Source organism: Ensifer sp., assembly GCF_031989085.1.
Taxonomy (GTDB): Bacteria; Pseudomonadota; Alphaproteobacteria; order Rhizobiales; family Rhizobiaceae; genus Ensifer.
Genome location: NZ_DALZXU010000016.1, coordinates 36,866 through 47,902, shown reverse-complemented (window position 1 = coordinate 47,902; position 11,037 = coordinate 36,866). Strand labels below are relative to the sequence as shown.

Sequence of the window (11,037 nt, the reverse complement as noted above, 5' to 3'; positions counted from 1 at the left end):
GCCTCCACGACCGGACCCACGCCCGGGATCGCCATCAGCCCGAGGCCGGTCAGCAAGCCGCCAGCGCCGCCGACGGCAGCGCCGAGACCGGCGCCGGTGCCGGCACCGGCTGCAGCGCCTTCGGTGTCATCGACCTTGTATCGCCCCTCGGCATTGCTCGCGACCATGCTGACATCACCGTCGGGGATGCCTGCGGCTTTCAGATCGCGCACGGCCTGCGAAGCTTGCTCATAGGTGTCGAACAGTCCAGAAACAGTTTTCATATCGGTCTTCCTTGAATGCATGTGTTGAGATCGGTTGGCCAACATCAGTTGGCGACGATGTTGCCCTGGTAATCGAGAGCGACATTGACGGGCTTTCCGTCCTTGGTGGCAGTGGCCTGCCAGATGCCCTTGTCATCGAGCTTCAATCCACTGACGGCGGTGTAGCCGCCCTCCTGCAACCGGGCACGGGCCTGCTCTTCGGTGAAGCTGTTGGCACCGGCGACAGGAGCGGTCGGGTTGGTGGTGTCGGGGGTTGCGACAGCCGGCGTTTCCGCCTCAGGCGACGGCGTCGGAGTCTGGGCGTAAACGGCAAAGGTGCTTGCCGCCAGAAAGGCCGTTGCGGCGATCATTCTTTTCATCGTTGTCTCCTTGGTCGGTCATTCATCGATGCTGGGACAACGCGAGTGCTTGATGATGGTTCCTGTCAGCGTGCCGAAGTTTTTCTAAATTATCCAATCAACTGAATATGTTACGACCGAACCACGTACATTCCGGCAGACGTGATGAAGCCCGCCGGTCCGGTGACAGCGCCAAGCCAAACGCATGCCGAGCGGGAAGGTTCAGAAAGTCGGCGGCATTCCTTCGCAGGAAGGGTGCACGGCAAAACCGAGGCCAAAACCCGGCGGTTGAACGGCTGTCAGTGCGTACTGCCCTTGCCGTCGGCGGCTGCCGTTGTTGAATGTCGCCAGCGCCCTACTTCCATCGAAATTTCTATTCGCATCAACATGGGCACCTGAATGGCAAGCAAACGGCAAAGTGACTGGATCCGGAAGGCGGATGCCGAACAGACGCGGGCGAGTTTTCCCGAACTGTTCTTCGACCTCGTCTTCGTTTTTGCGCTGATCCAGCTCGCCCACAAGCTCGCGTCGGATTTCAGCACGACGGCGGTGATTGAAGCGGTGCTTTTGATCCTGGCGGTCTGGTGGGTGTGGATCCACACCACATGGGTCACCAACCTGCTCGACACTGAAAAGGAGCCCGTCCGCCTGCTGCTGTTCGGGCTGATGTTTGCCGGCGTGCTCCTGGCAATTGCGCTGCCCGAAGCATTCGCGGAGCAAGGGCTCGTGTTTGCGGCAATCTATAGCGGCATGCAAATTTGCAGGTCTGCCTTCACGCTCTATGCCTTTCGCCATACAGATCGGCCGTCGTTCCTGACATTCTTGCGCATCACCGTCTGGATGCTCCTGTCCAGCGCCTTCTGGCTTGCCGGCGGGCTGATGGAACTCGAAGGGCGCCTGATCCTGTGGACGCTTGCGCTCCTCGTCGAATACGCTTCGCCGGCACTGCGCTACTACGTGCCGTTTCTGGGGCGCTCGCCCGACGAGACGCTGGACGTATCCGGTGCCCACATGGCGGAACGCTGCGCCCTGTTCGTCATCATCTGTCTCGGCGAAACCATCCTGACCACCGGCCGCAACGCCACGGAACACATGACGGACGACATGACTTTCGTGGTGTTCTGCAGCGCCTTCCTCAGCACCGGCTTCATGTGGTGGATCTACTTCCATCACGGCCAGCAGAAGGCAGCCTCCAAGGCAGAGGCGACGTCGCGGCCCGAGACAGTGGCACTCAACCTCTTCACCTATGGTCATCTGCCTATTGTCGCCGGCATCATCCTGACGGCGGTCGGGGAGGACTTCAGCCTCTCGCACGCCGAAGAGCAAAGTTCTCTCAAATATGCGCTCGCCATGCTCGGCGGGCCTGCGCTGTTCCTTGCCGGCAACATCTGGATCAAGGTTGTCGCCACGCGGCAGTTCCCGGTCTCGCACATCGCCGGGCTGGTGCTGCTCGCCGCCTCGGCGCTACTCGTGCCTTTCTCCCTCAACTACGTCGTTCAGGCGGTGGCGACCGCCGTGCTCCTGATCGTCGCGACGTGGGAGTATGTGGCGTTGCGGCGGCTGTCGGCTGCGACCGCCTGAGGTTACGCGCGACAAAGAGGAACTTAATCGTCACCTGTGCATTCACGTGTGCGCAGATCTGGAGGCACATGTGCAGACACTGACCCGCAAGCGGGATCTTCGAAAGGCCGAGCCTCTCTGGGCAGACACGCCGCGCCATACCGTGCGCACGCAGAGGCGGCTCAGCGCCCACGATGTCGACGTCCTGATCGTCGGCGCAGGGATCAGTGGTGCGTTGATGGCCAATGCGCTCATCGCCCATGATTTGCGCATCCTGATGGTCGACAGGCGAAAGCCAATCAGCGGCAGCAGCATGGCCAGCACCGCCATGATCCAACACGAACTCGACGTTCCGCTGCACCAGTTGAACCGGACCCTCGGCTCGGCCAGCGCCCAGCGCATCTGGCAACGCTCGGCAAAAGCAGTCGAAAATCTGGCGTCGCTCGTCGATGCCCTGCACATCCCCTGCCAGTTTGAGCGCAGGAACACGCTGTATCTTTCGGGCTCATCTTACGGTGCGCGCGCACTGCAAGCGGAAGTGAAGGCGCGCGAAGCGGCCAGTCTTGAAGCAACACTACTGACGCAGGCGGAACTGCGCGCGCGGTTCGATATCGATCGCACCGCCGCAATCGAGACCCGGGTCTCGGCCTCGGCCAACCCTGCGCAGTTGACATCAGGCTTTCTCCGACATGCCCAGGCGAGCGGCATCCCCATCATCGAGAATGTCGAGATCACCGATATCAGGGAAATCGGCGGTCGAAACGCGGTCGCGACCGCGGACGGCCAGATCATTCTGGCCACCCATGTGGTCTTCTGCACCGGCTACGAGTTTCTGAAATCGGTCGCAAACAAGAACCACGCCATCGTCTCGACCTGGGCGCTGGCAACGGCGCCGCGCCACCCCCGCCCGGACTGGCTGGACGATTATCTCGTCTGGGAAGGCGCGGATCCCTACATCTATTTCCGCTCGACCCGGGACGGCCGCATCATCGTCGGCGGCGAGGACGAGAAAAGCGACGACGCCTTTCAGGATCCGGCCAAACTCAAGTCAAAGTCCGACATTCTGCGACGGAAGCTGTCCGATCTCATCGGCTTCCGCATCGGCGAGCCCGAATACCGCTGGGCCGCCGCTTTCGGCGTCACCGCGCAAGGGCTGCCGATGATCGGGCGTGCGCCCGGCATGCAGAATGTCTTTGCAGCCATGGGCTACGGCGGCAACGGCATCACCTTCAGCCAGATTGCCGCCGAGATCATCTCCTCGGCGATCCTGGGGCATGCAGACCCGGATGCCGCATTGTTTCCATTCACCACGTGACGAATAGGCGGCCGGCCCCTCGACTGCGAGGCCGGCTTTCATGGTAGCATTTCTGACGCGTTCCAGGGGGAACAGGCTTGGGCAAGGCAATCGATCAAATCCGGGACCTCGGTGCGCCCTCGATGCAGGGCGTGCGTCCGGCCATGCCGACATCGCTGACGCTCGTCGGTGCTGCCGCCGTGCTCTACCTCGCACGCGACGTCTTCCTGCCGATTGCGGTCGCATTGCTCCTGACATTCGCGCTCGCCCCTGTTGTGGCAGCGCTGCGTCGGGTCGGTCTACCAAGGGCATTCGCGGTGATCTCCACCGCATTGATCACCTTTACGCTGATCGGCATTTTCAGCCTGATCGTCGCATTGCAGGTGGCGGAACTCGCCAGGAACCTGCCGGCCTATCAATCCAATATCGTCACCAAGGTGAAGGAGTTGAAGGAGGCCGGATCCGAAAACGGCATCATCGACCGCATCGGCAACGTTCTCGAACGCATCAACCGCGAGATTGATCGCCCGACGACGGAAACGCAAACGGATCCGCAGAGCAAGAGGCCGGACCCGTTGCTGGTCGAGATCTATTCCCGCGACAACCCGATTGCGGTGCTGACCAACATCATCGCGCCGCTGATCGGCCCCGTGGCCATGGCCGGCCTCGTCGTGGTCGTCGTCATCTTCATGCTGCTGGAGCGGGAGGATCTGCGCGACCGCTTCATCCGGCTTGCCGGTTTCGGCGACCTGCACCGAACCACCGAGGGTCTTCAGGATGCCGGCACGCGTGTCGGCCACTATCTGCTGATGCAATTGATCGTCAACACCGCCTATGGCCTGCCCGTGGCGATCGGCCTCTGGTTCATCGGCATACCCAACGCGGTGCTCTGGGGGCTTTTGGCAATCGTCCTGCGTTTCGTACCCTATATCGGGCCCATCATCGCGATGGTGTTGCCGCTGTTCCTGTCGGTGGCAGTGGACAGCGGTTGGTCCATGCTGCTTTGGACCGCCGGCCTGTTCATCGCGATGGAGCTGGTGATCAACAACGTCGTCGAGCCGATGCTCTATGGCTCGAAGACCGGGCTTTCGCCGTTGGCCATTATCGTGTCCGCGATCTTCTGGGCATGGATATGGGGGCCCGTCGGCCTGATCCTGTCGACGCCGCTCACGGTCTGCCTCGTCGTGCTCGGCAAGCATGTGCCGCAGTTCGAGTTTCTGCAGGTGCTTTTTGGCAGCGACCCGGTGCTCGCGCCGCATGCCCGCCTCTATCAGCGGCTTCTGGCCGGCGACCCGGATGAAGCGACGGATCAGGCCGAGGAGATCCTCGAGGAGGAATATCTGCTCGACTATTACGGCGGGGTGGCCATGCCCGCGCTGGCGCTGGCCGAGCAGGATCGCGCCCGCGGCGTGATGAGCGACGAACAGCGGCTGCGGGTCGCGGCAAGCGGCCAGACGCTGGTCTCCAACCTCGAAGACATCGCGATCGAGGAAAGCCGGGACGACGAGGATGAGGACGAGAGGGAGGACGCGGAAGGCGAAGCCGGCAACCAGCCGATTCCGGACGGCGAAGGCATGACGATCCTCTGCGTCGGCGGGCGCGGCGAAATCGACGACGTCTCCGCCGCCATGCTCGCCCAGGTGCTGCGGGCCGAAGGCGCGACGGCCACGGCCGTGAGCTTCAAGGCGATCGAGCCCGCCAGCATTCGCAAACTCGAGACCGATGCGGTCGATACGATCGTCGTCTGCTTTCTCAACCGGGATTCGAACAAGCACGCCCGCTTCGTCGTGCGTCGCCTCAAGCGCCTCCACACAAGGGCGAGGGTCGGCATTGTCATATGGGATACCTCGACCGACAGAGAAGCCGGCCCGCGCAAGCCCGCAAAGGACGCCGAGCAGGTCCCGGGCGCCGATTTCTTGGCAGCGGACATGACAAACGCGGCGATCGAGGCGCTGACGAAGCGGCCGAGCGTGCCGCTTGCAACCGCAGCCAGGACGAAGGCGCGCCGGCGCCTGCTACCGCAAGTGGCCCCCTGAGGCAGGCATACCGTCGGCCCAGTCAAGCTGCCCAACGGTTCGGACCTTGCCGACGCCACGGCTCCACGCCGTGCCCCATCACGCCGGCATTCTTGAACGCGGCCCTCCACGCGGCCACCTCACCGTAAGTCATGAATGACGATCGGATCCTGCCTTACGTCGGGAACAGAGCCATTTCTCGCGCGTTGAGTGACGAGGCCAATGCCGGCAATTCCGCCAGGCGGCCACGGAGGATACCCCAATGCAAGGCAAGTTCTTATGCGCAGCCGCCATGGTGCTCGGTCTGGCGACACCCGCCTTTTCGCAAGCCGACGTCGTCTGCGACGAGGCGTCGCTGATGAAGCTCGAAACGGATGTGGGCGCAATCCCGGATGGCGCCAAGAAGATCGAGGCGACAAAGGAGCTTGCAATGGCAAAGGACGCCATGGCGGCCAACGACATGGAAAAATGCAAGTCGCATCTGAGCAATGCGGTCAAGGGCATGGACGCCATGTAACCGCGCCGTCGCCCGGCGCGCGCTCCTTGCGCACGCTCAAGGTACGAACGAAAACGCCCGCTCGTTTCCGAGCGGGCGTTTTATGAAACTTAGTCGTCTCAGCCGCGGTTAGCGACCAAAGGCGGCCCGGGCGATCGCCGGGATGTCGGCGCGCTCGATGCCCAGGTCGCGCAGTTCGCGCGAAGACATGCGGCCGAGTTCGGAGACCGTCTGCCGGTACTTGCGCCAGTTGTTGAAAGAGCGTGCTACGTTCATGATGATCCCCTTTCCTTGGGCTTTCGAAGCTCAGCTGCCAGTCCTTGGCGCTTCGTTCGCTTCGATGAGAGGAATATAGGCCAACACCCGCTCCGGCAGTAGCGCCAAGACCTCAGCCCACCCCTGCAAGCCGTGCATGGATCCTTGTCCCCTGGTGACTGCCGGCGCCCGGAACATTGGGATGGTGTGGCGAGCCGCGTCTGTCGAAGTTGGGTCTTGCCCAACCCCGCCAACGTTTGGCGTCGCGGGGTTGGGCCGTTTTCGTGCCGGGCGCGCGCGCCGGCGGGAGAAACTCAGCGCATCATCGCGGCGACATTGCCGCCGTCGACGGTCAGCACAGCGCCGGTGCTGGTGCGCGCCTTTGCGAGGTGGACGAAGGCGGCTGCGACATCACGGGCCGTGACTTCGCGCTTGACCAGGTTGCCCCGCATGTAGCTCTCGGGTGAAATGCCGCGCGCCTGGCTGCGCTCCTCGATCATCTGGTCGGTCATCAGCCCGGTGCGGATGCGATCGGCATTGACGGCGTTCGACGTGATGCCGTCGGCGCCATGTTCGACGGCGTATTGGCGCATCAGCGCCATCAGTGCCGCCTTCGACGTTCCGTAGGGACCGAAGTCGGGGCCGGGATTGACCGCCTGCTTGGAGACGTTGAAGACCAGCGCGCCGCCGGTTTTCTGCGCTTTCATGATCCTGACGGCGCTGCGGGCGATGTAGTGGTGCCCCCAGAAATTCAGTGCGAAGGCTTTCTGGAAAACGTCCTCGGACACATCCAGCAGAGCGCCCTGGAAGGCCGCACCCGCATTCGAGATGACGATGTCGACGCCGCCGAAGTGCCTGGCGACATCGGCAAGTGCCGCGTCGACCGCCTCCGGGCTGGTCACATCGCAGACGAGGCCGATGCCGCCGAGACGAGCGGATTCCTTTTTCAGGGCATCCTCGGCAAGGTCGAGCAGGGCGATTTCAGCGCCCTCGGCGTGCAGCGCCTCGGCGATCGCGAGCCCCAGGCCACCGGCGCCGCCGGTGACGACGGCAACCTGCCGGCTGAGCGGCTTTTCCGCCTGCTTCGTCAGCTTCACCTGTTCCAGCGACCAGTATTCGATGTCGAACAGATCCTCTTCCGACAGCGCCTCGAAGCTCTCGATACCCTCGGCATTGCGGATGACGGCGATCGTCGCCTCGGCAACATCGGCGCCGACACGGGCGGCCTTCTTCGACGGACCGGCGGCAAACAGGCCGACACCTGCCACGTAAAAGACCCGCGGCATCGGATCGAGCATGCGCTTGATGCCGCCGACGCGGGCGTTGTTGCGCTCGAAATAGGCGCGATACTCGTCGTTGTAGGCGGCGACGGCGGCGCGCACCTTATCGGCCCAGGCCGCCATGTCGCCGGCAACAGGGGCCGGCAGAGCCACGCCGAAGCGCTTGATGTGGATGACGTGTTCAGGTGTCGCATTGCCGCGATGCACCAGGTCAGCAACATTTTCGGCATTGCAGAAGTCGAGAACCTCGGGACCTGAGCGATGCTCGAGCACGAAACGACGCGGGCAGCCTTCGACGCCGCTGTCGATGGCGATCGCGCCACGCAGGACCGGCGCGATCTCGGCGGCCGTTGCGAGCGGCGCTGACGGCTTGACGACCGCAAACGGACGCGGGTTGCCGCGTGCGATGCGACGTTCGGCCTTGTCGATGGCGGCAATCATCTTTTCATAGGATTCGCGCGGATCTTCCGACCAGGTGAAGATGCCGTGCTTCAAGAGGATCATGCCATCAGCGCCCGGATCGGCGCGGAACGCCGCGTCGCAGGCCTTGGCGAGATCGAAGCCGGGCATCACATAGGGGACGATGATCGAATCCGGGAACAGCTCGCGCACCAGATCCTCGCCATGCGGCTGGTTGGTCAGAGACACGATCGCATTGGCATGGGTGTGGTCGATGTGGCGGAACGGCAGGTTGGCGTGCAGGATCGCTTCGACCGAGGGGTTCGGCGCTGCGGGATCTATGAGCAGCCGACGCTGCAGCATCACCATGTCGTCGTCGCTCAGCTCAGGAAACTTGACCATGGCCTGAAGCGGCTCGACCCTGACAGCGGGCAGGCCCGCCGGTTCGATCGTGCCCATGTCCCAGCCGCTGCCCTTGACGCAGAGCACGCCGACCTCGGAACCATCCATCTCGGTAAAGGTGGTCTTGACCGAGGTATTCCCGCCGCCATGCAGCACCAGCTCCGGGTCGCAGCCGAGAAGACGGGTCGTATAGGTGCGGATCGCAAGGTCGCGGTTGACGCCGGCATTGACATAGGTGTCGACGACCCGGGCGAATTCGGTTTCTGACCATCTGGATTTCATCAAAGGCTCCTGTCTTCCCGCGCTTGGCAGCGTTTCCTTGGGGGGTTCAATTCAAGTCCTGTCGTCGGCCATCCCCGATCGGTCTGCGCGCAACACTCAGACCGTGCCGCCCGCTCCGTCAGGACGCACCACTATCCGTCGATCGAGTGCATGCCGAGACCCGCGTCTGTGTCACCGGTTCGGGGCCGCGCGCCCCTGAAACTGCAATCCATGTCGGGAGCGGGCCGCAGCCTCGTTGCAATGGCACGAAGGTCAGCACGCCGGTCTCGGCCCACGGGTTCGTTTCCAACCCGCCTGCATGCGCCTATAGTCGTCCATTGCATCTCGGCGCCTCCCAAAATCACTGTCGAGACAATTGCCACCATGTGGTGTCATGTGTCAACACGGATGGCAAATTTGTTTGACGGCGGACACTTTTTCCGCTTCAGGAGAAACCATGACAATCCAGGGGAGCAGGTGATGATGGATACCGCGCGGGGAAACCGGGCAGTCGGCGAAGGCATAGTCCTGCCCGCGGAATTCGACGACGGCGTCGTCTGGGCCGCGTGGCTCTATTACGTCGACCAGCTGACCCAGAGCGAGATCGCCAAGATGCTCGGCGTATCCAGGGCGACGATCGTCAATTACCTGCAGGAGGCGCGCGAGCGTGGCCTGGTCAACATTCGCCTGAACACCGAAGTCGGCGTCCGAACCGGCATCGCACGCCGCCTGAAGGACAAGTTCGGCCTCGAGGGCGCGCTGGTCATCCCCGCCCTTGCCAGCGGCGACCCGGTGCAGCGACTCGGAGAGGCCGGCGCGCGCCTGCTTGCCGACATGGTGCAGCCGGGCGACACGATCGGTGTTGCCTGGGGCCGCACGGTGCTGGCCGTCGCCGACAGCATCTCGCTGCCCGAGCCGGTGGAGGGCCTGACGGTGGTGCAGGTCTCTGGAAGCTCGATCGCCAATCCGGATTTCGCTCCGGAATTCTGCACCTCGCTGATGTCGCGCCGCATTCACGCGCGCTGCATCAACCTGCTCGCCCCCGCCCTGCTGTCGACGCCGGAGCTGAAGCAGGCGCTTCTGGCCGAGCAGGTGCTGGTCAAGCAGTTCGAGCTCATCCACTCCTCCAACATCATCCTCTTCGGCGTCGGCGACATCGGCCCCGAGACGCTGATCCGCTCGGCCAACATCACCGGCCAGGAAGACATCGACGCCTATCAGGCCGGCGGTGCCGTGGGCGTGCTGATCTGCCGCTTCATCGACGCCGAAGGGCGGCCGGTGCGCGGCGACCTCGACAACCGCATGGTCGGCATCGAACTGAACGAATTGAGCCAGGTGCCGCGGCGGCTGTGCGTCGCCGGCGGCGCCAGCAAGCTGACGGCGATCCACGCAACGTTGAAGGGTGGCTATGCCACGCACCTCGTCACCGACATCGCCACGGCGGAGATGCTGCTGCGATAGTCGATCTGTTGCCCGTTGGCGTATCGGGCAACAGTTGGTCCGTGCGCCAACCGGCGTCAGCTGGCCTTCACACGGGCCTTGTTCATGAAATCCCAGGTCGCCTCGAACGAGGTGATCCCGGCATCCGACCCCAGGCCCGTCGCCACGAGTGCTGCCGATGCCTGCGCGAACCGCAAGGCGGTCTCCGTCTCCATGCGATGATGCAGCCCGGCGATGAAGCCGGCGTTGAAGGCATCGCCGCAGCCGGTGGTGTCGACGACGTCGATCTCGAAGGCCGGCAGTCTAAGGCTCTTGCCATCCGCATCGAGGAAGCACACACCATCGCCGCCGAGCGTGAAGATGCAGTGCTTGACGCCGAGATCGGCAAAGAAGCGGCCGGCGTCCTCGGCACTCTTCTGGCCGGAGATCAACATCGCTTCTTCGACCGACGGCATGAAGTAGTCGATAAAGGGGAAGAGCGGCCGGATCAGCGACAGTGTGTTGTCGTTGGCGCCCAAGAGATCGAAGGTCGTCGTCCGGCCGAAGCGCTTGGCCTCCTCCAGCAGAACGCGGCTCGGTTCGCCATCCAGGCGATCGAGCAGTCCCGTGCCGCCGAGATGGACGATCGGCGGCGCCAGCACCCGCTCGCGCGCGTCGGCCGGGACCTCGAAATGCCCCGAGGCGCCGCGCACATGCAGCGCCGGCCGTTCGCCATTGCGGCGAATGTTGAGAATGCTGGCCGACGTCGGCACGCCGGCAATGCGCTGCATCTGCGAGGTGTCGACGCCGAAGCGGTCGAGCGTGGCGAGCACGAAGTCTGCCTTCTCATCGTCTCCGACAGCGCCGACCGCCAGGCAGTTCAGCCCGAGCTTGGCAAGGTCGACGACCGTGCCGCCGGCGGTGCCCGCGACCGTCAGGCGGATCTCGTCGATGAATTCGACATTGCCGCCGGACGGGATCCGGTCCACCGGCCGGCCGAGAATATCAAGAATGTACAGTCCGATTACAGATACGTCGTGCGCCATGCACTTGAA

Annotated in this window: 10 protein-coding genes; 5 read left to right on the top strand and 5 right to left on the bottom strand. The window is 63.6% G+C overall.

Features of this window, described 5'->3' with window-relative positions; all coding sequences use genetic code 11:
- Both RTP54_RS30535 and RTP54_RS30530 read right to left on the bottom strand, forming a co-directional pair.
- On the bottom strand, window positions 1-263 hold a 263-nt coding region (locus tag RTP54_RS30535), incomplete at its 3' end, for a general stress protein (RefSeq protein ID WP_312367792.1).
- Between the two features lie 44 nt (window positions 264-307).
- A complete protein-coding gene (locus RTP54_RS30530) occupies window positions 308-622 on the bottom strand; it encodes a PepSY domain-containing protein (protein WP_112810717.1) in 315 nt (104 codons plus the stop codon).
- A gap of 378 nt (window positions 623-1,000) precedes the next feature.
- Between RTP54_RS30530 and RTP54_RS30525 the strand changes: the two genes are divergently transcribed.
- The 4 genes from RTP54_RS30525 to RTP54_RS30510 all read left to right on the top strand — a co-directional run bounded on the left by RTP54_RS30525 (window position 1,001) and on the right by RTP54_RS30510 (window position 5,987).
- Window positions 1,001-2,182 carry a low temperature requirement protein A gene (locus RTP54_RS30525; RefSeq protein ID WP_312367790.1) on the top strand — a complete coding sequence of 394 codons (1,182 nt, stop codon included), beginning with the start codon at window positions 1,001-1,003 and terminating at the stop codon, window positions 2,180-2,182.
- A 70-nt stretch (window positions 2,183-2,252) separates the two neighbouring features.
- Complete coding sequence (locus RTP54_RS30520; RefSeq protein ID WP_312367788.1) at window positions 2,253-3,476, top strand: FAD-binding oxidoreductase; 1,224 nt, start codon at window positions 2,253-2,255, stop codon at window positions 3,474-3,476.
- A 122-nt stretch (window positions 3,477-3,598) separates the two neighbouring features.
- On the top strand, window positions 3,599-5,491 hold the full coding sequence (locus RTP54_RS30515) for an AI-2E family transporter (RefSeq protein ID WP_312367794.1): 1,893 nt from the start codon (window positions 3,599-3,601) through the stop codon (window positions 5,489-5,491).
- 241 nt (window positions 5,492-5,732) lie between these two features.
- On the top strand, window positions 5,733-5,987 hold the full coding sequence (locus tag RTP54_RS30510; protein ID WP_112832393.1) for a hypothetical protein: 255 nt from the start codon (window positions 5,733-5,735) through the stop codon (window positions 5,985-5,987).
- Between the two features lie 108 nt (window positions 5,988-6,095).
- Here RTP54_RS30510 and RTP54_RS30505 read toward each other — a convergent pair whose 3' ends face one another.
- On the bottom strand, window positions 6,096-6,242 hold the full coding sequence (locus RTP54_RS30505; RefSeq protein WP_112815170.1) for a DUF1127 domain-containing protein: 147 nt from the start codon (window positions 6,240-6,242) through the stop codon (window positions 6,096-6,098).
- A 293-nt stretch (window positions 6,243-6,535) separates the two neighbouring features.
- A complete protein-coding gene (locus RTP54_RS30500) occupies window positions 6,536-8,584 on the bottom strand; it encodes a bifunctional aldolase/short-chain dehydrogenase (protein ID WP_312367786.1) in 2,049 nt (682 codons plus the stop codon).
- Window positions 8,585-9,043: 459 nt separating this feature from the next.
- On the opposite strand from RTP54_RS30500, the gene RTP54_RS30495 reads away from it, so the two are divergent.
- The gene (locus tag RTP54_RS30495) at window positions 9,044-10,024 is read left to right on the top strand and encodes a sugar-binding transcriptional regulator (protein WP_312367784.1); all 981 of its coding nucleotides are present in this window, start codon (window positions 9,044-9,046) and stop codon (window positions 10,022-10,024) included.
- Between the two features lie 56 nt (window positions 10,025-10,080).
- On the opposite strand, the gene RTP54_RS30490 is transcribed toward RTP54_RS30495, so the two are convergent.
- A complete protein-coding gene (locus tag RTP54_RS30490) occupies window positions 10,081-11,028 on the bottom strand; it encodes a sugar kinase (RefSeq protein ID WP_312367782.1) in 948 nt (315 codons plus the stop codon).
- Window positions 11,029-11,037: the final 9 nt, after the last annotated feature.

Coding starts and splice junctions, on each gene's coding strand:
- RTP54_RS30530 (WP_112810717.1), bottom strand. CDS start 622: ATGAAAAGAATGATCGCCGCAACGGCCTTTCTGGCGGCAAGCACCTTT.
- RTP54_RS30525 (WP_312367790.1), top strand. CDS start 1,001: ATGGCAAGCAAACGGCAAAGTGACTGGATCCGGAAGGCGGATGCCGAA.
- RTP54_RS30515 (WP_312367794.1), top strand. CDS start 3,599: ATGCAGGGCGTGCGTCCGGCCATGCCGACATCGCTGACGCTCGTCGGT.
- RTP54_RS30510 (WP_112832393.1), top strand. CDS start 5,733: ATGCAAGGCAAGTTCTTATGCGCAGCCGCCATGGTGCTCGGTCTGGCG.
- RTP54_RS30505 (WP_112815170.1), bottom strand. CDS start 6,242: ATGAACGTAGCACGCTCTTTCAACAACTGGCGCAAGTACCGGCAGACG.
- RTP54_RS30500 (WP_312367786.1), bottom strand. CDS start 8,584: ATGAAATCCAGATGGTCAGAAACCGAATTCGCCCGGGTCGTCGACACC.
- RTP54_RS30495 (WP_312367784.1), top strand. CDS start 9,044: ATGATGGATACCGCGCGGGGAAACCGGGCAGTCGGCGAAGGCATAGTC.
- RTP54_RS30490 (WP_312367782.1), bottom strand. CDS start 11,028: ATGGCGCACGACGTATCTGTAATCGGACTGTACATTCTTGATATTCTC.